Source organism: Nocardia sp. Tas62D01 (genome assembly GCF_055232035.1).
The window spans coordinates 7,093,595-7,117,429 of sequence record NZ_JBUYUZ010000001.1 but is presented as its reverse complement, the minus strand read 5'-3'; the positions used below and the strand labels follow the sequence as shown (position 1 = coordinate 7,117,429).

General features: G+C 62.1%; 19 protein-coding genes. 2 read left to right on the top strand and 17 right to left on the bottom strand.

Annotated features, from left to right (window positions below; all coding sequences use genetic code 11):
- From ACV7NQ_RS34000 to ACV7NQ_RS33970, 7 genes are all read right to left on the bottom strand, one after another.
- Positions 1–1,062, bottom strand: coding sequence for an enediyne biosynthesis protein (locus ACV7NQ_RS34000; protein WP_463363301.1), 1,062 nt, complete (start codon positions 1,060–1,062; stop codon positions 1–3).
- On the bottom strand, positions 1,059–3,041 hold the full coding sequence (locus ACV7NQ_RS33995; protein WP_463363300.1) for a CRTAC1 family protein: 1,983 nt from the start codon (positions 3,039–3,041) through the stop codon (positions 1,059–1,061). The genes ACV7NQ_RS34000 and ACV7NQ_RS33995 overlap by 4 nt, the downstream gene beginning before the upstream one ends.
- Complete coding sequence (locus ACV7NQ_RS33990; RefSeq protein WP_463363299.1) at positions 3,038–4,057, bottom strand: DUF1702 family protein; 1,020 nt, start codon at positions 4,055–4,057, stop codon at positions 3,038–3,040. The genes ACV7NQ_RS33995 and ACV7NQ_RS33990 overlap by 4 nt, the downstream gene beginning before the upstream one ends.
- 51 nt (positions 4,058–4,108) lie before the next feature.
- The gene (locus ACV7NQ_RS33985; protein ID WP_463363298.1) at positions 4,109–5,335 is read right to left on the bottom strand and encodes an acyl-CoA dehydrogenase family protein; all 1,227 of its coding nucleotides are present in this window, start codon (positions 5,333–5,335) and stop codon (positions 4,109–4,111) included.
- Between the two features lie 61 nt (positions 5,336–5,396).
- Positions 5,397–5,945, bottom strand: coding sequence for a carboxymuconolactone decarboxylase family protein (locus tag ACV7NQ_RS33980; protein WP_463363297.1), 549 nt, complete (start codon positions 5,943–5,945; stop codon positions 5,397–5,399).
- A 107-nt stretch (positions 5,946–6,052) separates the two neighbouring features.
- Complete coding sequence (locus ACV7NQ_RS33975) at positions 6,053–7,225, bottom strand: NAD(P)/FAD-dependent oxidoreductase (RefSeq protein ID WP_463363296.1); 1,173 nt, start codon at positions 7,223–7,225, stop codon at positions 6,053–6,055.
- Between the two features lie 33 nt (positions 7,226–7,258).
- A complete protein-coding gene (locus ACV7NQ_RS33970; RefSeq protein WP_463363295.1) occupies positions 7,259–7,612 on the bottom strand; it encodes a DsrE/DsrF/TusD sulfur relay family protein in 354 nt (117 codons plus the stop codon).
- Between the two features lie 390 nt (positions 7,613–8,002).
- Between ACV7NQ_RS33970 and ACV7NQ_RS33965 the strand changes: the two genes are divergently transcribed.
- Positions 8,003–9,172: an IS4 family transposase gene (locus ACV7NQ_RS33965; protein ID WP_463363294.1), complete on the top strand. Its 1,170-nt coding sequence runs from the start codon at positions 8,003–8,005 to the stop codon at positions 9,170–9,172.
- 231 nt (positions 9,173–9,403) lie between these two features.
- Here the strand turns inward: ACV7NQ_RS33965 and ACV7NQ_RS33960 are convergent, their stop codons facing one another.
- From ACV7NQ_RS33960 to ACV7NQ_RS33935, 6 genes are all read right to left on the bottom strand, one after another.
- On the bottom strand, positions 9,404–10,183 hold the full coding sequence (locus tag ACV7NQ_RS33960; RefSeq protein ID WP_463365919.1) for a class I SAM-dependent methyltransferase: 780 nt from the start codon (positions 10,181–10,183) through the stop codon (positions 9,404–9,406).
- Between the two features lie 231 nt (positions 10,184–10,414).
- The gene (locus ACV7NQ_RS33955; protein WP_463363293.1) at positions 10,415–11,827 is read right to left on the bottom strand and encodes a DHA2 family efflux MFS transporter permease subunit; all 1,413 of its coding nucleotides are present in this window, start codon (positions 11,825–11,827) and stop codon (positions 10,415–10,417) included.
- Between the two features lie 95 nt (positions 11,828–11,922).
- The gene (locus tag ACV7NQ_RS33950; RefSeq protein ID WP_463363292.1) at positions 11,923–12,705 is read right to left on the bottom strand and encodes a metalloregulator ArsR/SmtB family transcription factor; all 783 of its coding nucleotides are present in this window, start codon (positions 12,703–12,705) and stop codon (positions 11,923–11,925) included.
- Between the two features lie 144 nt (positions 12,706–12,849).
- Positions 12,850–13,521 (bottom strand): class I SAM-dependent methyltransferase, encoded by a 672-nt coding sequence (locus tag ACV7NQ_RS33945; protein WP_463363291.1) that lies wholly within the window; start codon positions 13,519–13,521, stop codon positions 12,850–12,852.
- 79 nt (positions 13,522–13,600) lie between these two features.
- Complete coding sequence (locus ACV7NQ_RS33940; protein WP_463363290.1) at positions 13,601–14,794, bottom strand: MalY/PatB family protein; 1,194 nt, start codon at positions 14,792–14,794, stop codon at positions 13,601–13,603.
- A gap of 19 nt (positions 14,795–14,813) precedes the next feature.
- Positions 14,814–16,265, bottom strand: coding sequence for an FAD-dependent oxidoreductase (locus ACV7NQ_RS33935; protein ID WP_463363289.1), 1,452 nt, complete (start codon positions 16,263–16,265; stop codon positions 14,814–14,816).
- A 216-nt stretch (positions 16,266–16,481) separates the two neighbouring features.
- On the opposite strand from ACV7NQ_RS33935, the gene ACV7NQ_RS33930 reads away from it, so the two are divergent.
- Positions 16,482–17,516 carry an alpha/beta hydrolase gene (locus ACV7NQ_RS33930; protein WP_463363288.1) on the top strand — a complete coding sequence of 345 codons (1,035 nt, stop codon included), beginning with the start codon at positions 16,482–16,484 and terminating at the stop codon, positions 17,514–17,516.
- A 133-nt stretch (positions 17,517–17,649) separates the two neighbouring features.
- Here the strand turns inward: ACV7NQ_RS33930 and ACV7NQ_RS33925 are convergent, their stop codons facing one another.
- The 4 genes from ACV7NQ_RS33925 to ACV7NQ_RS33910 all read right to left on the bottom strand — a co-directional run bounded on the left by ACV7NQ_RS33925 (position 17,650) and on the right by ACV7NQ_RS33910 (position 23,817).
- Positions 17,650–19,224 (bottom strand): PhnE/PtxC family ABC transporter permease, encoded by a 1,575-nt coding sequence (locus ACV7NQ_RS33925; protein ID WP_463363287.1) that lies wholly within the window; start codon positions 19,222–19,224, stop codon positions 17,650–17,652.
- Positions 19,225–19,340: 116 nt separating this feature from the next.
- Complete coding sequence (locus ACV7NQ_RS33920) at positions 19,341–20,105, bottom strand: phosphonate ABC transporter ATP-binding protein (protein ID WP_463365918.1); 765 nt, start codon at positions 20,103–20,105, stop codon at positions 19,341–19,343.
- A 5-nt stretch (positions 20,106–20,110) separates the two neighbouring features.
- Complete coding sequence (locus ACV7NQ_RS33915) at positions 20,111–21,022, bottom strand: putative selenate ABC transporter substrate-binding protein (RefSeq protein ID WP_463363286.1); 912 nt, start codon at positions 21,020–21,022, stop codon at positions 20,111–20,113.
- Positions 21,023–21,102: 80 nt separating this feature from the next.
- A complete protein-coding gene (locus ACV7NQ_RS33910) occupies positions 21,103–23,817 on the bottom strand; it encodes a cyclic nucleotide-binding domain-containing protein (protein ID WP_463363285.1) in 2,715 nt (904 codons plus the stop codon).
- Positions 23,818–23,835 lie beyond the last annotated feature (18 nt).

The following is a 23,835-nucleotide window of genomic DNA, read 5'->3' as shown; positions in this document are numbered from 1 at the left end:
TCAGGCTCGCTGGATACTCGGGACCGCGGCCGACAGCGCCGGAATCGGTTCGTTCGCTTCGGATTCGGCGGCTCGGCGACTTCGGGCGGCACGCACCCAGTGGGCAATCCAGGCGTAACCGCCGCGGATCGCACAAACGATCGTCAGCGCGAAGAACAACGTGTACACGACATCGAGAGCCATCAGAATCCCGTACACAGTCGCAGCAGCAGCGCCGAACATGAACTGCCGCCGGGCTGGGAACGGCGTCGTTCCGGGGTCGGTGATCATGTAGTTGGTGAACAACACGAATGCCGTACCTGTCATCGTGCCGAGTGCGGCAACCAGTGCGGCGTCGAACAGCTCGTGACGAACGATGGCCTGGATCACGAACCCACCGACCCAGCCGACGACCAGCGGCACCCGGCGCACAAGAGTGGCGTTGATTACCGTTCCTGCAGTCAGAAGGACGAGCGGGACCGCTACCCGGAACATCGTGTTGAGGTTCTCGCCGAATTCGTACGGAGGCGCGATGCTGACCCACGCGCTGAAGCACAGCAACGTCACCGTGATCCCGAAATTGGACGGATTCATGAAATGGCGCATACGCCCGGCGAACGGAGCCTGGAACACATGCTTGCTGGTGACCGCCGCGACGACGGCGAACAGGACCGGCCAGAACTGATTGTTGGTGTAGAGCAACATGTTCACCGCGATGGCAGTGATATGGGCCGGTAGCAGGAACTCGTAGACGCCACGGAATCCGCGACCCAGGAACCGCGGCTGAGTGCTGTGAGCCCAAGCGCTGAGCATCTCGAAAACGAAGTCGGTCACATAAGCCGACAACACCGCCAGAATCGGCCACAGCGGCGGTTGCTCGAAACCGAGGATGGTGTACCCGATGATGTTGAGGACGGTGAGCGAGATCGCGAAGTTCCGCAGAGCTAGGTATCGAAAATCTTTCGCCGGCAGTTGACTATCGGGCGGTCGGCCACCCGGATCTTTACCGTTGGTTGTGGTGAGTTCGACTGCGGCCGTTGGTGCCTGGTCACCGACGATCGGTTTCCGGTTGAGCAGAGTCATGGTCTTGGGGTCCCCTCGTCGATCTGTGTGGCGGTGTCGGTCAACATCAGCGCGTGTGTGCCGGGCATCAGCTGGAGTGTCTGGTGCCGTGGGACACCCGCGATGTCGAGCCACGCAACTTCGGCGGTGACCGGGCCGGTGTCCGTGCCGAGTCCGAAGTGGACGTCGAAACTGCGTTTGCCGCCGTGCCCGCTGCCGCCGTCGAGTTGGCTGTGCATGGTCCGGCCGTCGGCGGTGTGCACGGTGACGGTCGCGTTGTAAGCGGGCTGTCCGATGGCCGCAGCGGGCCCGTTCTGGGATTGCTGTGCCGGTCGATAAAGACTCAGCTCCAGCGGATTACCCATGCTCGGTGACCGGTTCGCGAAGAACGCAGGTGGTCCCCACTGGCGGGCGACCGCGAAGTCCAGAGTTCCGTTGCCGGTGGTATCGGCAACGGCCACGCCACGCGTTGGTATCGGCTCGTTGGTGCCGACCTGATCGGTGATGTTGACGTACTTGCCATCGTTGCCTTTGGCGTAGAACGCCATGGTGTGGCCGCCGGCGATGTCGTCGCCGGGAGTTACCCTCGGCCACGTCTTCGGATCGTGGACCAGGACGTCGTTGCTGGTCGCCAGCTCCTGCAGCCAGGGCCACCGGTTGTCACCGCTGCCTTTCACGAACCCGGTTGTCTGTAGTACGTCGAGGGTTCCTGAGTTGCGCAGGTCGGCGGCTTTGATATCCCAGCCCCAGCCAGACCATGCCAGTCCGAGTTGTTGTGCCTGTTGCGAGAACGGGGCGTGCCCGTCAGCGAGCTCTCGACGCATGTCGTCGGGCGTGGCGGTGTCGTTGCGCCAGGCGAAGTTGCTCTCCTGGATTCCCCACGGGGTAGTGATGTTGCTGACGATCATGTCGAATTTCCCGCGGTTATACAGGTCGACGAAATCGACGCCCATTCCTTTGAACGAATCGTTCCCCAGCACAAAGGATTTGGGATCGGTCCATGTTCGATCGCCCGTCGCGGTCGTGAAGCGGATATTGCCCGGCGTGGACTGGTTGTACAGCAGATGATCGTGGCCGAAGTCGTTGCCGATATAGAGCTCGGGCATCAGATCGCCGGTCAAGTCGCCCGCAGCGAGCGCCAACGTCCAGCCGGTGGCCTCGGCGTATGGGACAGCTTGTTTCTCTTCGACATAGGTCGGGAGTCCGGCGCGATCGTTGCCGTTCCAACGGAATACCCGATCACCGGCCGCGTTCTTCGCGTTCGACATCGAGTCGTTCATGACGACATCGGGGTGACCATTCGGGTCGAGCACGGCCGAGTTCGGGAAGTAGTTGCCGAAGACGATGTCGGGGTGGCCGTCGCCGTCGAAGTCCGCGATCGAGACAGCGTTGGTGTTCCACAGCTCGCCGTTGTAACGAGCGGCGGGGCTGGCCGAGGGCACGACCTCGACCGGAGTGTACGACGCCACCGACAGTTCACCGGGATTCCCGTTGTGGTGGAAGATGATCGGCGTTCTCCCCCAGTAGTAGACCAGCAGGTCCATCTGGCCGTCGCCGGTGAAATTGCCAGGCGCACAACCCATTGGAGCCATTGTCGAATCCACTACCAGCGGATCGGGACGCAGGGCGAACGGCGTGAAGCGGTCTGCCGGTTGCGCTGTCGGCGTGTAAGTCACGATCACCGAGTCGGTGCGGGTGTCGACGATGCACATCCCGTCGGAGCGACCGTGTCCGACAAGGTCGTTGATCGCGACCGAAGCCCCGACCGACGAGATCCAGGATCGAATGTTCTCGTAGGCCGGATTCACTTGGCGCACAGTCTTCATCGGCACCTGGTCGTAGCCGGGTGGCATCGCGATCGGCATCGACTCCAGGTTGTAATCGGCGGCGACGGTGGCCGCGTCCTCGGTGGTGACCTGGTCGCGGCCGATCAGGAACACCGAGACCAGCAGCACCGCCGCGCCGAGTGCCGAAACGAGAGTTCTTATGCGGGATTTCATGATTCGTCCTGCGCAGTCGCTGTGGGGGAAGAGGTTTCGGTTGCCAGGTCCGCACTCGCACATCGCTGCCGGATCCGATCGCGCCACACCGCATAGCCGACCTGCCCGTCGACGATCGGCTCCACGGGGCGAGTGTCGACAGCGATGTCGGCGGCCTGGATCACGCTGTGCCCGGCGAGAATTCGCACGGCCTTCATTGTCGCGGGCTGCGTGATGCCGGCCCGCCGGCGCGCCTCGGCAGCGAAGACCGCCCCCTGTGCCAGGCACAGCCGGTGGTCTGCCGCGCGACGGGCCAGGTCGGTGAGTTCGGATTCGGTGGCGCCGCTTGCGTAGGTGGCAGCCAGACCGAGGCCGGCGAACAGGTCCGCGCGCCGATGCGGGGCGAACCCATCGATCAAGGTGCACGCCAGGTCCGGGTCCGCACCTGACACGAACCACAGCGCCCGACCGATGCCTTGGTCTATCGCGTTCCTGGCATAATCGCCGTGCGCGATCGGCAGAGCGGGCGGGTCTGTGTCCACGTAGTGGTCACCCACGTACTTGCTGGTCTTGAAGTACGCCTGGTGGAATCCGTAGCCATCCAGGGCAAGCCAGGCCAGAACTGGATCAGTGATGCCGACTGTTGCTGCTCGATGCAACCGCCGCGGCAGCCTGGCCAACGCCCAGCCGACACCGACGTAGAGCATGTAGATGTGCTCGTCCGCCACAGCGATGAAGTCGGTGACGTGATGACGGTGGCCGATCGGCAGTGCGTCGCGAATCGCCAGCGCCATGGCCGCGCCCTCGAACGCGAATCCGCGCCGGTTGCCTTCGACGTCGGACAAGGCAACCGCGGCCGCAGCTGAAGTCGAGTACTCCGCGGCGACACCGAAGCCCTCGAGAAACGCCCGCCCCGCGGTCTCAAGGCATGCCTGTGCGTACGGGGAACCGACGGGAAATCCCCGGACCTCCAGCAATACGTCACGGGTGTCGGGCGTGAGCGCAACGCGGCGCAACCGTCTCAACCAGGGAGTCATTTCAGCTCTCCTCTAGATCCATTGGCTTGGATTCGCAGCGGGACGTGGGCGTCAGGTGTAGAAGCTCGGCTGCGGGAATTCGCCGAGCAATTCGTATCGACCGACCTCACGCTGTTTGTAGGCGACTGGGTCGTGCAGGCTGTGCGTGCGCAGGTTTCGCCAGAATCGGTCGTAGCCGTGGCGGGAAGCGGTCGATCGGGCGCCCATCACATCGAACATGCGTGTCGTGATTTCGAGCCCGTCCTTGATGATTCGTTGTTTGGCTGCCGAGATGCGTACTGCGACTTCGCCACGCTGCGGCAACGTTACGGATTCCCTTGACGCGTGCAGCAATCCGGACAGCTCGTCGTTGACCTGGTCGATCAGGGCTGCGGTCGCCCACAGCGTCGAACGGAAATCCCCGTAGGTCTCGAGGATGTACCACTCTTCGGTCGCGGACTCTTTGTCGTCACCGCCGTACGGCCAGGGGCGAGTTATCGTCCTGGTGTAATCTGCGGCCGCGTTCATCGCGCCTTCAGCTATGCCCTGGTACAGGTTGGTCATGATCAACTGGAGAGTGACCAGCGAAAGGCTGCTGTAGAACACTGTTGCGGCCAGGCTGTTGTCGGCCGCGCCGAGTACCGTGCTCCGTGGGACGACCAGGTCGGTGATCGTGACACTCCCCGACTCGGTTTGCCGTTGCCCCATGTTGTCCCAGTCGTTGTTGTAAACGAGGCCGGGGGTCTTCGAGTCGACGATCAGAAATACTGGCCGCCCATCGCTGAAAGTGGCGAGCAGGCAGGTGAGATCGGATACGGCGCTACCTGACGCGAACGCCTTACGACCGTTGAGACGAAGAACGTCACCGTTCTCTGTGGCACGGACGTCTTTGTCCCGCGGATTGATCGCGCCGCCGAAGAAGAGATTCGAGCGAACGTACAGTTCCTCGTACCTATCGATCTGCTCCGGCGTGCCGAAGAAGCGAACCGCCCATGCCCACAGGTAGTGATAGCCGAGCAGCTGGCCTATCGACCCGTCGGCTTTCGACACCTCGCGGCATACCCGCAATGCTGTCGACCAGGTTTGGCCGCCACCGCCGCGCGACCGGTCACCGAGGATCGTTACGAGCCCGGCGTCCTTGAGCAATTGGATCTCGGTGTGCGGAGCGGTTCCTGATCGGTCCCGCTCCGCAGCATCTAATGAGAGGATCGCCGCGACCTCGCGGGCCCGGGATATCCATCCGTTCGGGATCGCTGGCCTGACCGTCCAGTCAGCAACGGGTGCAGGTGCAAAAGCCATGACAAAATTCCGTTCTGGTGAAGGCGACGGTCTGACACCGACCAATCGGCGATTTACTGCCCTACCCGGTAGCGCAGCGGCTGTACCCCTCGCGGATGATGTGCGCGGCCATGCCCACATAGGCGGCCGGATCCTCGGGCACGACCGCTGCCATGCCGTCGCAGTAGCGGTTGTACATGCAGAATGCGGCCGATATCAGCACCGAGTCGTGAATCTCGGTGTCTGTCGCGCCCGCGGTGCGAGCCGCCTCGACCATCTTGTCGTTGACGAGCTTGCCGTTCTCCGCGACGGCTTCCGCGATGGTGATCAGCGCCCGCATCTTTAGGGTGAGCGGGGCACTGTCGACGTCGGCGAGCACCTTGTCCACGACGGCGCGCCCTTCAGGGCTCTGCTGGGCGCTGACCTCACTGTGGGTCCTGACGCAGAACTCGCAGTTGTTCAACTGCGATACGTAGGCGGCGATCAACTCGCGATCAGACCTGCTCATGCTGTGCTCACTGCGGAGCAGTACCTCGGCGAGTTGACTGATCGGGCCGCCGGTTTCCTGGCGGTACTGCATGAGTCCGGGGGTTCCTGGTGGCAGATCTGCGGGGATAGTGACGTGCGGCATTCGAAGCTCCTTGAGTGGTATTCGACCAACCAGGCGCATACGTCGCCCGGGAACTGGCCTAGTGGTGAGAGTCGTTCCGCCAGTGCATAACTCGACGGAACATCGAGTTATACGTCGGTTCCCGACCATCGGCTGATCCAGCCGATTTCTTCCTCCTCCTTTTCCGAGTGCGACTCTGCGGACGGCTCGGTGAGCGTCACGGTCGGCGCCGGCTCCGTGTAGAAATTTCCCGCCCCTTTGGCAGCCAGGCCACCGCCTGTCTCGACATAGCAGTAACCATCCCCGCTGAATTCGGTTGGCTCGATGTCGATCCCGAGATACCGTGCGACCCCGGTCGCAACTGCCTCTGCCTGACCGCGGGCGAACACTGCAGCTTTCGGCAGCGGTTTACCGTTCGCCAACGTCACGAGCGCTACATCACCAAGTGCCCACACACCCTCCGCGGACGTCGTGAGAGTGCGTGCGTCGACCGGGATCCAGCCCGCTTCACTGAAGCGTGCTTCAGTTACCGGGCGCGGTGCGCCGTGTGGCGGGATTGCAATCAGGTAGTCGAATGCTGCTCGTGATCCATCCGCGAATCGCAACTCGCCTTCCGGATCCACTCGCTCGATCGGCGTCGACGGGTGGTACTCGATATTTCGCTCAGCGAGCAGTTCGGCTAAGCGTTTGCCGACGGCCGGGCCCGCGACCGGCATCGGTAGCGGCTCAGGGGTATAGAAGTCGATCTGCACGTCCGACCGAGCTCCGCGCTCCGCCAGCAAGTCAGCAGCCAGAAATGCGCCTTCGTACGGCGCAGCCGGACACTTGAAGGGCATTCCGGCGACTACGAACGCCAAACGGCCGCCACTCATTCGGCTCAACTGATCATGAACTGCCAGCGCTCCGTCCACGGTGTAGAACTCCCCCGCACGCCCAGCGCTGACAGCTTCCGGGAATCCAACGAGCCCTTGCGGTCTCAGCTCTGCGCCGAGTGCGATCACGAGCGCGTCGTAGCTGATCTCGCCAGCCGCAGTAACCACGCTTCGGCCGACGAGGTCGATTCGCCCGACTTCGGACTCGACCACTTCGACGTCGAGACTGTTGAGTCGATCCGGCGTGTGCATGACCTCATCAGACCCGCGCCAGCCGCGCATGATCCATAGCAGCGACAGCCCCTGCGCCGCCTTCAAACAGCGGTCGACAACGACGATCCGATCATCAGGGTCGAGCAACTCCCGCAACAAGCTCGCGGTAGTCAACCCACCCGTGCCTGCACCGAGAACTACAACGGTTCGCGACATGAGGAAGGGCCCTCCATAAAGGTGAAAGGTGGATCAAACGTTGATGACGGTGTCCGCCCACTCCGTCCAACGGCCGAGTTCAGGCATCGATGAGCGATGCGTTCCTTTCACGAGATCGGTGTCCGGAATGCCGCGAGCGTCCAGGCAGGTCCCGCAGGAGCCAAGGGCGCCACCATGTTCCACGATGCTGCGGACCATTGTCTCGATGTTGTAGTAGCCGTCAGGCGTCTTTTGCCCGGGCCGGACAGCACCCACCGCATCCCCCATGAAGAATACTTTTACCTCGTTATCCGACTGGCCGGCTAACATCCGCTGCGCCCAGCGGAGTCCGTTGTACGTCCGCTCTGTGCCATATGGAGGGTCGTGAAGCACGAACAAGAACTTCATTTTACAGTTCTCCAATCCCGGAATTACCGACATCCGAATCACGGCAAGGAGTATTAATCCGCCGTATTCTTCACTGTCTCATTATCGACAGAGATCGCTCGTCGTGACAATGAACTCAATCCGTAAGCGATGATCGACGAACGCCGCTGTCCTGCAGGGCCGTAGGATCTGAACACCTCTCAGACGTGCTCAACTTCGGAAATTCCGCATTTGAAAACTGAGCCCGTAATCACCCCGCCCCACCGCGCGCGCCGCTACAACCCGCGTGCCGGGGATTCCGCAGTAGCCAAGACCCACTCTCGACCGTCGCCGCCTACCCGGCCGCCGGCGGTAAACGCAGTTGAGTACAGTCTTACCGCAATGCCACGTAGCTAGTGTGTACTGCTTGTAGTGCAGTATTTTTCGGGTCTGCTCGGCGTGGCGTGCGTGGCTGGGTGGGTGGTTGGTGGCACGGTCGTTGGCGTGAATGCGGGTGTGGTGGTGTCGCCGGATGAGGTGTCGTTGGGTGTGTTGGTGTCTGCGGTCGACCGGGATGTGGTCGATTCGGCGGTCGTGGTGTGTGGGAAGCAGGCCAAACGTAAGGGTGGGACGTTGCCGCCGCATGTGACGGCGTATCTGACGATGGCGTTGTCGCTGTTCGGTGACGACGACTATGCGGAGGTCGCGACCAAGGTCACCGGGTCGTTGTCGCGGTGGGGATGCTGGGACGCGTCCTGGACGGTGCCGACCTCGAGCGGGATCACCCAGGCCCGTAAACGGTTGGGCCCCAAAGTAATGCAAGAAATATTCGAGGGTGTCGCCCAGCCGGTGTCGACGATGTTCACCCGGGGTGCGAGGTTGCGGGGGTGGCGGTTGATGGCGATCGACGGGTTCGAGGTCGATGTGTGCGACACACCCGAAAACGCTGAGGAGTTCGGGTATTCGGGGTCCGGGGATAACCGGTCGGCGTTCCCGAAAGCGCGGGTAGTCACGGTGGCGGAGTGCGGCACCCACGCGTTCACCATCGCGGAGATCGGTGCCTACACGGTCGGGGAGCAGACCCTGGCCCAACGGATCTACCCACGCCTACGCGCCGACGAGTTGCTGACCGCCGACCGCAATTTCTACAGCTACGACGCCTGGGCCACCGCAGCCCGCACCGGTGCGGCGTTGCTGTGGCGTGCCCCGACCCAGTTGAAGTGCCCCGTGGTGGAGATCCTGGCAGACGGCACCTACCTGGCGGTCCTGATCAACCCGAAACTGCGTGGCGCACGTCGCGAACGCGTGTTGACCGCGGCGCGCGCCGGCCACGATATCGACCCCGTTCGGGCCGTGGAGTACGACGTGCCGGCCGAGGTCACCGGCAAACTCAACGGCCCCCGACGCGACCGCGACTGCCCCCGCGCCGCCAAACGCGCCCGCCACAACAACTATCGCGTCAAGAAACGCGACGAACCCGCCAGCACCCGCCACACCGGACCCGCCACCACCGAACTCCGCCGACTCAAACCCCCACAGACAACCCCCGTAGAAGTTGAAACACTCTGCACTGCAACAAGATCCATGGCAGAGGCGTCATAAGCTACGTGGCATTGAGTCTTACCGTCAGTCCGCATGTCGGGACGATGCCCACGATCGGGCTCCGAATCGAGCACGACGCTTCGGAGCTCGATCGGCCCGAAACCCGTTGTCCACCACCGCGATACCTCGCCACACCGACAAAGACCACCAGCCGCTGGATCGCGGGCCTCGGAATAGGGTCGACGATCCAGAGCTGATGGTCAAAAGCCGACAAGCGGTGGCTTGGTCCTGTTACACAACCGTCGCGACGACTTCGAGGTACTCCGCTTCAGCGATATTGGTGCCGTCTTGAGCCCGGTTTGCCCGCTCGAACTCCGCGATGGCCGCAGCGGAAATCTCCTCCTGCTTGTCAACTGGCAGCATTTTGAACGCAGTGTGCCAAGGCGGCAAATGATTCAACAGCAACTGGACCTGAGCTTCCGCGGTAGGAGCACACCATTCGTGTACGCGGACTGCGCTCGTCAGCTTCACCCGGTCACCGAACAGCTCGCGACAATGTTCTTCAGTTCCCCACAGAGTGGGCGGTCCTCCGCCCGGCTTGGTTCCAGCGTTCGGCGGTTGCGCCATCGCCTTCGCCATCATCCCCTGAAGACGGCCGACAATACCGCTCGGCGTCCAGTTCGCGAGTCCTATCCGACCGCCGGGCCGACAGACACGAACCAACTCGGCGGCGGTACGCGCGTGATTCGGCGCGTACATTGCCCCGAAGGTCGACATGACTATGTCGAAAGTGTCGGCATCGAACGGCAGATCCTGGGCATCGGCCGTTTCGACACGAAGGTGCAGACCCTCGCTCGTGGCGCGCCGCGTCGCAGTTTCCAGCGACGACGCCACCAAGTCGGTTGCGACAACGCTTGCGCCGCGTCGAACTGCTGAGAGTGCCGCGTTGCCGGATCCGGCGCCTACGTCCAGGACATGCTGGCCTGGGTGTACGTCGACGGCACGGGCCAACAATTCGCCGACATATACGTCGCGCACCGCGATTGGGTGATAGTCGACTGCTCCCCACATACTGCGCATTCGATCCATGATCTCTGGCGCCATAGTCATCCCGGCTCCTTTTCTAGAAATACGTGATTGTCACGAATTCCTATCCGACGATGGTTACAGCACAATAATCTCGCCGAGGAGTCGAGCGGTCAAACGAGAAGCACTGAAAACGGCCGCAGAACTATTCTGCGGCCGCATTCGATCAGTTGCCCGAAAAGCTACTCAGACAAATCAACAAATACCCACTTCTGCTCACTTGACGGAGACTGCATCGACCTTTACCGTACGCGGACGGATCAGCATTGCGGGTATCAAACCGGCCAGTGTGATCGCAGCCATGACAACAGCGGCAGGGGTGAAGCCGTCAACAAAATCTTGCGGAGACCGGTAACCGCCAAAAGACGTGAAAATAGCCACGGCGATAGCCACACCGAACACGGCGCCTACCTGCCTGATGGTGTTGCTGACACCAGAAGCGACACCGAGGCGATCCGGATCGACGACTCTCATGACCGCGGTAGCCAGTGCTGGGAACAGTGCCGCCACACCGATGCCAGCCACTACCAGCGGCAACACGAGGGTTCCGTAGCCGACTCCTGCTTTGACCAGCGGCCCGATGGCGAAGAACGCGCCGGCGAACAGCACGAGCGCGACTATAACGATCGGCCGCTCGCCGATTCTATCCGCGAGTACGCCCGCTATCGGAGCGACAACCGGTGCGAGTGCCACCCATGGAAGCATTTTGACCCCGACCATCAGAGGATCGTCGCCGAGCGCGAGCTGCAGGTACTGCGCGAAAAGGAATGCGTTGCCGTAAAGGCTGGCGCCGAGGACGAAGCTGACCCCACAGCCGCCCGAGAAGCTCAAATTCTCGAACATTCGTAACGGCATCATCGGTGCAGATGCACGTCGCTGCCAGGCAACGAATGCGATCAACAGCAACAACCCCACAATAATGCCACCCACGATCGAGGGCGAGGTCCAGCCAATCTCACCGCCGCGCAAGAGTGCTTGCGACAGGGAGACCACACCAGCGGTCGACAAGAACATGCCCAAGAAGTCGATCCCGTTCGCACTGCCCCGGCTCTCCGGGACCTTCCGCCAGGTGAGCACGATGACGACGATACCGATTGGCACGTTCAACCAGAAACACCATTCCCAGGACAAGAAGTGAATAATCGTTCCGCCGACCAGCGGGCCGACCGCGACCGCCATGCCCATCACCGCGCCCCAGATGCCGAACGCGGTGCCTCGGCGCTCCGACGGCGTGGACGCTGTGATCACTGCAAGCGCCAACGCTGTCGCGATACCGCCGCCGAGACCCTGGAAGCCACGAGCGAGAACAAGCATCTCCATGCTGGTGCTGAGCGCGCATAACACTGATCCCACGGTGAACCAGGCGACTCCGACGATGAACATCCGTTTGCGTCCATACCGGTCGCCGATCACCGAGCCGGTCAGGATCAACGCGGCGAAGCCGATCTCATAGGCGTTGATGGTCCACCCGATACCTGCTGCGTCCGTTTTGAACTCAAGGTGCAGAGTCGACACGGCAGTCATCATGATCAGGACGTCTAGGCCGACCATGAATGACGCGACCGAGCCCAATGCGACGCTCCAGGCGTGGTTCCCTGCGGTGTCCTGATCATCAACTGCTGTCAGCATGTCGGCTCCTCTCGTGAAGTCGTTCATCCGGCGGTCGTGGATGCGGTCGTCGGCCCGAAAACCGGCCGACGACCGATCACACGTCTGAACTGGTGCTACTTGTTTGCGAGCGCTCCTGCGTAGGCGTCCAGGTTGGCCTGCCAGCCGCCGCCCTGATTGATGCCGTCATAGACGCCCTGCCCCTGGACCAACCGCTCGATGTTTCGATGCTCGATGTCCACCTTGGTCTGATCTGGACGTTCCGAGGCGAAGCGAATCTCGATCTCGCTGGCGTTATCAGGATCCGCGTCGAACGCGAACATGCCGTTGATCTGCCAGGTCAAGACGATCCTGTTCGGCGGATCCCAAGCGATCACGCGGCCCCAGTCGCATTCCGAACCGTCCACTCCTTTCTCGAACCACCGGCCGCCTTCGCGAGGCTCGATGACACCGTCTGCCATATCGGCTTGGCCGATGTGGAAGACGGTCGGCCACCAGCTTCTAAATGATTCGGTGAAGAACTTGAACGCGTTCTCTTGAGGCACATCGACCGTGATGCTTCCACTGATCACAGGGATCGAGGCTGGTGTACTCATAGATGACTCCTTTTCTGCTGTAGATAACGCCGCTTCCGCGGCACTTCGAAAAGAGCGGAGCGCATCTTCCTGGATTTGATCCAGATACGCTCGTATTCCTGCGACACCCTCGACGTTGAGCCGGTAGACGTGTCGTGTGCCCTGCACCTCGCAAATGACAAGTCCGCCGATTCTCAGCGCAGAAAGATGCTGGGACACCGCCGGCCTACTGATGGGTAGCGTCTCTGCCAGCTCACCGACCGAACACGGGCCTCGAGCAAGGCGCTCGAAGATTGCGCGTCTACTACGGTCACCGAGCAACATGAGAGCGGCTGAACCCCCGTGAGTGTCCACCGTGAACCTCCGTTAGTGTTCACTGACGGTTAGACTAGACTTATACACCTAGACGGTGCAAGGGCCCTCGCCGAACCGTTCTTGGTCGCTCCTCTGCGGCGAAAACTGGACCGCTCAGTCGGCTTTGCGGGCATGAAAGACCACATAGGCACCCTGCCGATCCAGCCGGAGGTCACCGAATCCCGCGCCGGTCAGGCACTCGCGCAGGTCCTCGAAGGATCCGACGGCCGCGAACTGATCTGTGCGCTGAAATTTCGCGATTGCCGCAGCCGACAGCGCGCTTCCACCGGTGATGACGACAGTGCCTCGCAGCTCGCCGCCAGCTCGCAAGACCCTGGCCATCTCCGCTGCAGCAGCGGCTGGATCAGGAAAGCAGTGCAGCCCGTTGTAGCTCACGCACACGTCGAAAGCGCTGTCGGGGAAGGGCATACGTGCTACGTCTGTGTGGACGTACTCGATACCGGTGATGCCGCGGCGTGCCGCCTCGGCTTGTGCCTGTTCGAGCATGAACGGTGAAATGTCAGCAGCGACATAGCCGGTTACCTTCATGCCCTCGATTCCACGAAATGCCACCCCGCACCCACAGGGCACGTCCAGCACCCGCGTGCCGACCGCGAGGTCAGCGAGGCCCGCGATATCGGCATAAAACGGTCGTACGTCGGCACCCCAGACGATCCTGCTGAGCAGGCGGAACAGGCGGGGTCGGCGAATGGTGTAGTTGTAGATGCGCTGGCTCGGCTTTCCCGAGCTCCAGCGACGGGCCACCTTGTCGTTCGCGACAGCCATTTGTGTCTTCCATTCTCCGATGACGGTCGGTGTGCATCCGCGTCGTAGCTGCTCCGATGACGGGTGACACGTGTGGTTTTCATACCGCGGCAGCCATACGACTCAAGATTTCGGTAAGGATGTTGGGCGACGTGGCGAAGTTCAGGCGGACGAAGTCTGCGCACCCGGGTCCGAAGCTCTTGCCTGTGCTGAGTTCCACCCGGGCGGCCTCCCGAAAGAACACGGCGGTGTCTTCTTTTTGGAGTTTTCCGCAATCCAACCAGAGCAGATAGTTCGCCTCGGGCGGATCACACGTGATCATCGGCATCCGTTGAACGACGCTGTCGCACACCATGTCCCGGTTCTGCTGAAGTCGATCCCGGACTGCAGCAAGCCAACCGTCACCGTCGCGCCAGGCAGCCTTCGTTGCTTCGATTCCGAGTACGTTGACGACACCGAAGACATCTGGCGGAGCGGCGTCGATCGCATCGCGCAGCTCCGCTGGACCGATGTGGGTCACCGCGCACCGCAGACCCGCGAAGTTGAATGCTTTGGTAGCGGAGGTCATAGTGATCGTTCTCGCCGCGATCTCAGGGCTCAGCGATGCGATCGGAATGTGTCGGTGTGGCGCGAACGCGAGGTCGGCGAGCACCTCGTCGGACACGACCACCATGTCGTTGGCGATGGCGATCTCGGCGAGCTCCTCGAGTTCAGCTCTGGTGAACACCCGTCCGGTCGGGTTATGTGGGTTGACAACGATCAGCACACGAGGGCGTTCCCTGACGATCGTCCGGCGCAGCCGCTGCGGGTCGAACGACCACCCTCCTTCGGTGCGTTCGATCGGATCCGTGATGGCACGCCGGCCCATCATCGTCACGGTCTTCAAAAACGGCGGGTAGCTCGGCGTCTGAATGACGACGCCCTCCCCCGGTGCGGTCATCGTCTGGATGACTATCTGGATTGCCTGGATGATGTCGCTGAAGCTGCGTACCCAATCAGGCTGGGGCGCCCAGTGATACAACTCCATCCGCTTCGTGAAGTCGTTCGCGAGTGGATCCGGACCGCCCCAGTTCGACCACGCGGGATACCCGAGATCACCCCGGCTCAAAGTCGCTGCCAGCGCATCCAGCACCGGCGGCGCCACCGGGAAGTCCATGTCCGCTATCCACGCGGGAAGGACGTCGGGCGCGATTCGTCCCCATTTGACTCCGGTCTTGCTCCTGAGCCACGTCAGGTCGAGGTTGTCGAAACCGCACGCGCGCAGGTCCGTCTCGTTTGCTGGGTGATCGGTCATCACGATTCCTCCGATCGAGTCAGCGGCCGACGGCCTGCCGCGTGTCCGGCTCGACGTGATCCGCAGGGACCTGCCATCGCCGGCCGTCTGCCGACGGCACAAACTTCGACGCGGCCGCGGGCATCGGCGCGTCACGATCGACCGCACCACGCATATCTCGGATGCCCATCTCCATCCCCTTGGCGAAGCCGCCGATCATGGCCGGCGGAATCGGCATTGTCTTGGCCTCCGGGGGAAGACCACTAGGGGGAAGGATGTCCCGCGCCATCATGCCTCCGACCACATCGAGGAACGCCTCGAGAACCGAGCCGTCATGGTGGGCAATGCGTTTCGCTTCCCAGTAGTACGACTCCTCGGTGAGGTTCATCTTGTAGAACGCGACGAGAAAATCTCGGAAGATGGCGAATTCCAGGCGGTACCGAGTTTCGAACTCGCTGAAACACGTGGCTTCGTCCGCACTGCCTGCGAGGTGGGTGTTGACTGCTCGAGCCGCGAGCAGCGCGCCATAGGTCGACAGGTGTACCCCGGACGAAAATACCGGATCGATGAACATCGCCGCGTCACCGACGACAGCCATTCCCGGCCGCCAGAGAGTAGGTCTGTCGTATGAGTAGTCTTTGCGCACCCTAACCTTGTCGTAGGGTGCCGCTGTCGACCGTTTAGCACCGCGCAGGTAGCGGTCGATCAGGGGGCATTGGGTGATGAACGAGCGTAGTGCCGCATCGGGATCTGCCTGGATCGACGCCGCTTTGTCGGCACTGACTACAGCACCAACACTGGTCAGTTTGTCACTCAGCGGGATGTACCAGAACCAGCCGTCGTCGAAAGCCGCCGATAGAATGTTGCCGCTGTTCGGCTCCGGCAGCCTGTCGCCGCCTTCGAAGTAGGAAAACACCGCAAGGTTCCGGAAGAACGGTGAGTATTCGCGGTCGCCACCCACCGCTCTGTGTATGCGGCTACCGTGGCCGGAGGCATCGATCACGAATTTTGCGGTGGCTGACTGGCGTTGCCCTTTGTCATCGGTAAAGGTAACTCCGCCTACTCGACCCTCGGACTCCAGCACGCCGTTCACACCATGATTTTGACGGACTTCGACTCCCTGCCGCTCCGCGTTGCGGAGCAGCATCTCGTCGAACTTCATGCGCTCGACTTGATAGCCATAAGCGCCGAGTTCGATCATATCCGGCGATGCCGCAAAGGCGAAGGTCCACGGCTCGTCGCTGGCGCCCCACCGAAATGTTCCACCATTCTTCCGAATGAATCCCGCACGCTCGATTTCGTCGCGCATACCGAGCAGCGGAATAATTCCATGGATCGTCGACGGAAGCAGCGACTCACCAATTTGAAAGCGCGGCAGCCTATCTCGCTCCAGCAGTAGCACGCGATGGCCGTCCAATGCGGTGATGGTTGCCGCGGTCGATCCAGCCGGCCCACCACCAACGACGATGACATCCCAATCGGTTGTAGTCATATAATCCTCCGTTCAAACCGCACCCCAACGATTTCCAAGGACAGGTGCCGATGCCACTCGCGAAATTGTCCCGAACCCTGAAGCGCACTGTCAAACTTTTCAGATGAATACAAGCGCTTTCGTTTACACGACGGCGTCGACTTGAAAGCTGACACCCGCCGCGATACAGCATATCTTTCAAGATTGACACCACTACCGTTAGGCCAAGGAGCTGAGATGTCGTCAACATCGTCCCCTGTTTTGTTCGGTCGATTGGACGAGCACCTGGTAGAGAGTGAATCGCTTCGCGGCAATATATTGCAGGATGCTGATACGCGGCCGCTGTGGGTGTACGTTCCGCCAGGTTACGACGAAGACGACACCCACAGATATCCATCAATTTACATATTGCAGGGCTATATGGGCCAGATCGAAATGTGGTGGAACCGATATCCATTCCAGCGCCCTTTTATCGAGATCGTCGACGAACTGATAGCCGGTGGTGAGATTCCACCAGCGATCGTCGTGTTCGTTGACACTTGGACGAAATATGGCGGAAGCCAGTTTCTCGATTCGGCAGGGACCGGCCGATACCACACCTACCTTTGTGACGAGATTGTCCCTTGGGTCGACTCGCACTACCGGACCTATCCCGAGGCCGCGCGCCGTGGCGTCTCCGGCAAGTCCAGTGGAGGATTCGGCGCCATGGTCACCTCGATGATGAGACCGGATCTCTTCGGCGGTTTCGCGACGCACGCCGGTGATGCGTTGTTCGAGTTCACCTGTTTCGCGAAGTTCCCGATGTGCGTACGCTTCCTGCGTAATTACGGCGGGGACATCACACGGTGGTGGCAGGACTTCCAGCAGCGCGGCAGCTTCACGCGGCCCGAGGACCCTTCCCTACTGATCATCTACGGCATGTCGGCATGTCTGTCGGCACGCGCGGACGGCACACCGGAACTTCCGTTCGACCCGGCCACCGGGATGCTCCGCCCAGCGGTGTGGCAGAGGTGGCTGGACTGGGACCCGGTACGGATGGTGCCCAAGCACGCCGAAGCGTTGCGCTCGATGCGGGCGATCTGGGTCGATGGCGGCACGCAGGACGAGCACTACCTGGATATCGGCGCTCAAGCGTTCCATGCAGCCCTCGAGCAGGCGGGCGTCCCAGCCGATGTCGTGCGCTTCGAGCTGTTCCCCGGCAAGCACAACGGCATCGATCACCGCTATCCCTTATCGCTGGGGTGGCTCGTCGAACGGCTCTCAGCCGATTGATCGGCCTTACGTGTTCAACCTGACTTTTCCGCAGTTGAACAGTCAAGCTGAAAGTACCGGTATCTTGAACTACGTTGCGGGCGCCGTGCATCGCGCGTACCGCTCAGAGTGGGTATCTGCGTCCATGTCCGAATCACCGTATCGACCGACGGACGAAAGCGCTGGTGAAGTCGACTGCGACAGTCAGCACGGTGAGAGCGAGCATCGCCGTGAGGGCCCCGCGAAAGTCGAACGCATGCAGCCTGTGATCGAGCAGTAGTCCCAGTCCGCCTGCGCCGACGACGCCAACCACGATGGTTTCCCGGATAGTCACCTCCCAGCGGTATAGCCCAAATGCGACGAATCGCGGAGTCACCGCCGGCACCACGCCGTAACAGAACACCTGTGCCTCGGTCGCGCCCTGCGCGCGCAAAGCCCGCAACGGGCGGCCGTCCAGGTTCTCGGCAGCTTCGGCCATCAATCGTCCCAGCACACCTGCGGTATAGACGCCGAGCGCCAGGGCGCCCGGCACGATGCCCGGGTAACAGACGAACAGGAACAGCAGCGCCCACACCGGCGGTGGAATCGCCCGCAGCACAACAAGAATGATCCTCACAACCGCGAACGTGAAGATTCTCCGCGCATGCCGCACAAGGCCATCGTTGCTCCGACGCCCCAGCTGCGACAGCCTCGCCGCGGGAAATGAGAGCACCACACCACCCCCGAACGCGAGCGCCATGGCGAGCACTGACATGGCCAGCGTTACGGCGGTCAGCTCGATCAGCTTGTCGATGCCGTCGGGCCCGATCGCGGGCGGCCACGCCTCGCTCAGCACTGTGCTGGCCTGCCTCCAGTTGCCGGGGTCGCCGAGCACTCGCACGTCGAGGCCTATCCACCAGATCGACAGCACGGCAAGCAATACGACTAGGAGCACCGAACCGACGAGCACCGGATCGCGGTGGCGGCTGCTGTGGCGGCGCCGCACCCAGCCACTCCAGAAGTCGGCCGCGACATTCAACCCGATCAGCGCGTACAGCGAGGTCCAGATCTCGTCGTAACGCAGTGTCTGAAAGCTCAGCGTCAGTTCATATCCGAGGCCACCCGCGCCGACGATACCGAGGATGGCGGCGCTGCGAATCGCGCAGTCGAAGCGGTAAAAACTGTAGGAGATCAAGTCGGGCAACGCGAGCGGGATAAGTCCATAGAGCATCGCCGGCAGCTTCCCGACCCCTGCGGCTCGCAACGCCTCGTACGGCCGACGTGGTGCTTCGTCCAGCAGCTCCGAAAACACCTTTGCGGTGACGGCACCGAACGGGATGCCGATGGCGAGCACCGCGACCATCGGGTTGAGCCCGAAGACAAGTAGGAAGAACAGCGCCCATACCACCTCGTGGATTCCGCGCGGCAATGCGAGCGCCACGCGAGCAACGGCCCAACCTGCCTTGCCACGCTGTCGATGAGTTCGAGCACCTGACGTCCACCAGGCCTGCGTTGTCAAAATGCCACCGACGATGCCGATCACAATGGCGAGCAAGGTTCCGAGCACGGCATAGGCGAGCGTTGTCAATGCCGCGGTGAGCGTCAGGAGGAGGAACTTTCCATCGAGCTCAGGGTGGAGGGCGGCTCCGAAGAACTCGATGAACGCTGCACCGCCGCCTGGCAGCAACACCGGTTTGTGCCAGATCCCGAGCACGACCGACCCCGCGACCGCGGCTACCAGCAGTCCCAACCACACATGTCGCTGGCGCGAGGGAACACCGCTGGCCCCCGCCTGCCGGCGTCGAGGGCTACCGCATGCGGGCGTTACCGCCACACCATTCGATTCGAGCTCGGTGGTCTTGACGATCATTGGCGGACGACAGCCGGTTCGAGCAGGTAGAGTTCTTCAATTTCATTGTCGTTCAGGTCTTTTCGATGGCAATCGAAGATCACCCGACCGTCTCGCAGGCCGACGATCCGCTCGAAGCAACTCAGTGCGATGTCCACGTCGTGCAGGCTCGTGATCAACGTGACGCCGGCCTCGTTCGAGAGCGTGAGAAGCAAGTCGATGATCTGCCGACCGCGAACAGGATCGAGACTTGCGATCGGCTCGTCGGCCAAGATCGCGACGGGCTGTTGCACAAGCACGCGTGCGATCGCGACCCGTTGCTTCTCGCCGCCGGACAGCGTGCCAGTCCGCTCGTTGATCTTGTCGCCGATGCCGACCCGATCCAGCGCCACGCGCACCGACCGCACATCGTGTGCCTGGACCAGCGACAGTACGGCCTTCCAGAACGGCCAGCTGCTCAGCCTGCCTGCGTTCACGTTGTGCACCGTACGGAGCTGGTCGACCAGGTCGAATTGTTGGTGGATCGTGCCGATTCGGCGCTGCGTCGCACGTACTTGACGGGCGCTGGCGGTGGCGTAGTCGCAATCGAGCGCGCGCAAGCGACCTTCAGTAGCGACGGCCGTGCCGTTCAGCAGCCCGATCAACGTCGTCTTGCCCGCACCGCTGGGCCCGATGACCGCGATCCGCTCCCCCGGCGACACCGTGAGGTCGATTCCCGCGAGAGCAACTGTTGATCCGTAACGAACTGCCACGCTCTGGAGCTCGAAGACTGGCCTGGTCATCGCGATCAATTCAGCAGGCCCAGATCGCGTGCCACGGCTTCGATCTGAGTGTAGTTGGCGGCCTCGGTCGTGATGAATTTCTGGGCCGCGAACGCCTGAAGGATCTCATGCTCGCGCTCGTCACTGCCGTCGATCGCCAATAGTGCCGCGGTCACCTTGCCCGTGAAGCCGTCGCCGAATCGCTTGTCGAGATCCGGCCGGGCAACCCAGCAATAGTCGTGGTAGGACGGCGTGCGAAAGACTTCGCGAACTTTCGACGTGTCGATCGCCCCCGAAGCCAGCCTGTCGTCCCACACCGCGGCGTTCAGCGCGCCCACTTCGTAGGTTCCCTCCTGGACGAGCTTCCAGGTCGCATCGTGTGAACCGGATAACCCGGGCTCGCCATCGAAGTCACCGATGCCGACTCCGGCTTCGTGCAAGAAGTACTGCGGCATAAGCCGACCCGAGGTCGAAGTGTCCGCACCGAACGTGTACCGGTGCCCCGCAAGCGTTTTCAGGCCTGCGACGTCGTCGACCGGCTTGATGTTGCTCCCGATGTTGGCCACGAACACGCTCCGGAACTCGGCGTCGATATCGCGTTGTGCGATCGGCGCCGCACCCGACAACTGGTGCATCGCCTGCACCGCGGTCAGCCCGCCGAAGAAGACAAGATCCAGGTCCCCGCGGACAAAGGCGCTTACCGACGCCATGTAGTCCGTGACGGGCACGTATTCGACCTTGACACCCAGTTTGCTGCCGAGCCAATCGGATAGCACTCCGTAGGTGCGTTGCAGCTTTTGCGGATCCTGATCGGGAATCGCACCGATCCGCAGCTCGGCGTTTCCGCCCTCGTGGTGCGGGCTGCCCGGCGATCCGCCGCAGGCGACCGCCAGCAATGCGCTGAGAGTGAGAATGATGGCGCGACCAAGATGTCTCATCGGAGATCCAACTTCCTCGGTGAGGATGTCCGCGTTCGTCGGCGCAAAGCTTTGCCGCACAAGCGTGCAACCTCGGTTGCTCAGTTCTGTGTCATGGCTGTCGTTGTCGGCACCGGGCGCGGCGCTCCGCATACGAGACAGAATCGGAACATCTCGTCTACGAAGGAACGGCAGCCGGTGCACCGCCACGTGCGGAAATCACCGCGCCCCCGATCTCGGTTGTCGACGCGGTGCAGATCGTCGGTGTAGTGCGTGAAGTAGCGGCCGATGTGTGCGTCGCGGACGACATCCAGGTCGCGAAGTGAGTCGACGAGTTCATCGACCACAGTCGCCACCCTCTCTCCTGTGGTGTCCGGGTGTTCGCCTCGCTCTTCCCCGTCGCGCATGATGTCGACTACCTGTTGAACGGTCCGCGAGAAGCGCGGATCGAGCAGGTTGTACACATAGGGGTCCGACGGCGAGTAGTCGCCCCTTGGGAGGATGTCCGTGATGCCGAAGAAGAATTTCAACATCAGCGCGCGTTCGAATGAGCGCGCAGAGCGGAAGCTGCGGTAGAGCATCTCGTTTTCGCGGAACAGCGCTGTGCTGATCGTGCGACGGTAGTGTTCGTACGTTTCGAAACTGGCCCGGCTGGCGTCGTCGGTGTCCAGGGCTCGGATGGTTGCTTGCACGGCCATATACGCAGTGCCAGAACCGAAGTTGAGTCCCGGCGAGAACAGCGGGTTGACGAAGAACGCTGAGTCCCCGATCGCGAGCCATCCGTCCCCAGCGGCGGACTCGAGGTCATGCACCATGTTCTGGAAGCTGAGGAAGGGGCGGCTCTTTCCATAGGGATTCTCGACCCGTTGATAGTGGCGGAGTACGGCATCGACGCCGGGGTAGCGCTTGACCCAGTAGTCGAATCGATCCTGCGGGTTGAGATGTTTGCTGTGGTCGCGGTCGTTACGGACAACCACTCCGATGCTGACGATCTCCTCTGTCTCGCCGCCGAACCGCTCAGCGAACTCGGCACGAGTCTGGACGCTGTCGCCGTCCTCGGCAGGCAGTTCATCGAGCATCGCGCTGACCATTCCGTTCAGCGCGTCGTCCGGCATCGCGTCCCAACTGCACACGGTGATGAACCACCACCAGCCTTCTGGGAAGCAAAGGTGCCTGGTCGCGGCGATGTCCCAGTGGTCGAGATCTGGGTGTGACACCCGTTTGAAATAGCCGAAGTATGTGTTCGCGTCGATGGTGTCCCGAGGCTTACGGCCCTGGCCCAGAGACCGCGGGATCACCGAGGCGATCCCGCTGGCGTCACACACAATCGAGGTCGTCATCGTGTGTTCGCCGTCAGCAGTACGACAGACGAGCGTGCTTCGTGGCACCTCGATGGCGCTGCGAGTGACGTCCACTCGCCAGCCAGTGCGGACATCGATGCCCATCCGCGTCGCGCACTGCAACAGCGCCGTCTCCAGGACGCGGCGCTCGACCTGGAACGTCTCCTCGATTTCGAGGACATCAATGTGTGTGGATGGCTTTTGTTGATCCGGCCCGACCCACCAGAACGCGAGTCCAAGTTTGTTCGCGAAGAGCCGACGCAGCATGGTTTGCGACAGCCCGAGCGACCGCAGGCTGCGAACAGTTGTCGACAACGCGCTCTCACCGACCTTGTAACCGGGGCGCCGGCGCCGGTCGATCACCACGATGCGTGTCTCCGGGCGCGCACGCTTGAGCCAAATCGCATACGCCAGGCCGATCGGTCCACCGCCGACCACGACGACGTCGACGTTCTCGGTCGCATTGCCGTGGCGTGCATCGGCGGCGTGCTCTCCTCCGACAAGCTGACCGCGCACTCTGCTGCACACTTGCCTGAACTCGCGTGCCAACTGCCGAATCAAGACCCGCCGCAACTGGATATGCAGTGCCCCGGAGGACTCTTTCATCGATCTACACGTCGAATCACCTAGTCGCGCAACCGTACTCGGGAACAATGCACGGACAGTCAGCTCTGCCGCGGTGCCAGGACCCGTGTTCGCTGCCGCGACCCAGTCTCCTGGCAGATATCGGCCGACCTCACGCTCTCGGCACATCGCGACCAACTCCCCGTCGAGCACAAGCCAGGCCGCCTCGTCGTGGTTGTCGCTCTCAGCCAGGGTTCGACCGCCCCCGATGGTCTGCACCTGTAATGCACCGATCAACGCATCGAGCTCCGGGGCGAGGGGCGGGTCGAATTCGTCGGAGCCGGCGAGAAGTGACCGGGCTCTTTCGGCTTCAGCAGGCCCGATCGGACTACCGGCGACTGATTTGCCCAACCCTCCGTCTTCTCTTCGATCAGTTCTGTCAGTCGGCGGGCGTATTCCGGAGAGCCCCGTGAACAGGGCAATCTGCTGGTATTTGAACTGCCTGAGCTCTGTTGCGAGATAGTCGAGCAGTGCTTTCGCCAGTGGTGAATCGGTCTTGGTCAATGCCCTCAACATGTTGTGCGACAAGCGGATAGCTCCACAGGGGGTCGCGGTAAGGGCAGTGGCCTCGGACGGGCTGGGGTCTACTACATCGGCAGCGCCGACGCACTCTCCCGGCCCGACAGTCTGCCTGCGTAGTGCGCGGCCACCTGTCTGCACGACCACGTCGACAGTCCCACTCAGCAGCAGGTAGAGATCGCTACCCTGGTGTTTTTGGAGGGTCAAAGCCTTGCCGGCGTCGAACTGTTCCCAACGCCCTGCGACAAGTAGGCGTTCGATCTCGGTCTGTGTCAGTCCGGCGACGAGGCGAGGAAACACCTCGGCAAACCGCAGAACTTGAGACTCCTGCATTCCGTCACCCTTACCGTC

Bases quoted from the DNA above. Each gene is read 5' to 3' on its own strand.
- ACV7NQ_RS33945 (WP_463363291.1), bottom strand. From the start codon at position 13,521: ATGGCTGTCGCGAACGACAAGGTGGCCCGTCGCTGGAGCTCGGGAAAG.
- ACV7NQ_RS33995 (WP_463363300.1), bottom strand. From the start codon at position 3,041: ATGAAATCCCGCATAAGAACTCTCGTTTCGGCACTCGGCGCGGCGGTG.
- ACV7NQ_RS33980 (WP_463363297.1), bottom strand. From the start codon at position 5,945: ATGCCGCACGTCACTATCCCCGCAGATCTGCCACCAGGAACCCCCGGA.
- ACV7NQ_RS33920 (WP_463365918.1), bottom strand. From the start codon at position 20,105: ATGACCAGGCCAGTCTTCGAGCTCCAGAGCGTGGCAGTTCGTTACGGA.
- ACV7NQ_RS33935 (WP_463363289.1), bottom strand. From the start codon at position 16,265: ATGACTACAACCGATTGGGATGTCATCGTCGTTGGTGGTGGGCCGGCT.
- ACV7NQ_RS33915 (WP_463363286.1), bottom strand. From the start codon at position 21,022: ATGAGACATCTTGGTCGCGCCATCATTCTCACTCTCAGCGCATTGCTG.
- ACV7NQ_RS33970 (WP_463363295.1), bottom strand. From the start codon at position 7,612: ATGAAGTTCTTGTTCGTGCTTCACGACCCTCCATATGGCACAGAGCGG.
- ACV7NQ_RS33940 (WP_463363290.1), bottom strand. From the start codon at position 14,794: ATGACCGATCACCCAGCAAACGAGACGGACCTGCGCGCGTGCGGTTTC.
- ACV7NQ_RS33955 (WP_463363293.1), bottom strand. From the start codon at position 11,827: ATGCTGACAGCAGTTGATGATCAGGACACCGCAGGGAACCACGCCTGG.
- ACV7NQ_RS33930 (WP_463363288.1), top strand. From the start codon at position 16,482: ATGTCGTCAACATCGTCCCCTGTTTTGTTCGGTCGATTGGACGAGCAC.
- ACV7NQ_RS33975 (WP_463363296.1), bottom strand. From the start codon at position 7,225: ATGTCGCGAACCGTTGTAGTTCTCGGTGCAGGCACGGGTGGGTTGACT.
- ACV7NQ_RS33960 (WP_463365919.1), bottom strand. From the start codon at position 10,183: ATGTGGGGAGCAGTCGACTATCACCCAATCGCGGTGCGCGACGTATAT.
- ACV7NQ_RS33990 (WP_463363299.1), bottom strand. From the start codon at position 4,057: ATGACTCCCTGGTTGAGACGGTTGCGCCGCGTTGCGCTCACGCCCGAC.
- ACV7NQ_RS33910 (WP_463363285.1), bottom strand. From the start codon at position 23,817: ATGCAGGAGTCTCAAGTTCTGCGGTTTGCCGAGGTGTTTCCTCGCCTC.
- ACV7NQ_RS34000 (WP_463363301.1), bottom strand. From the start codon at position 1,062: ATGACTCTGCTCAACCGGAAACCGATCGTCGGTGACCAGGCACCAACG.
- ACV7NQ_RS33950 (WP_463363292.1), bottom strand. From the start codon at position 12,705: ATGTTGCTCGGTGACCGTAGTAGACGCGCAATCTTCGAGCGCCTTGCT.
- ACV7NQ_RS33985 (WP_463363298.1), bottom strand. From the start codon at position 5,335: ATGGCTTTTGCACCTGCACCCGTTGCTGACTGGACGGTCAGGCCAGCG.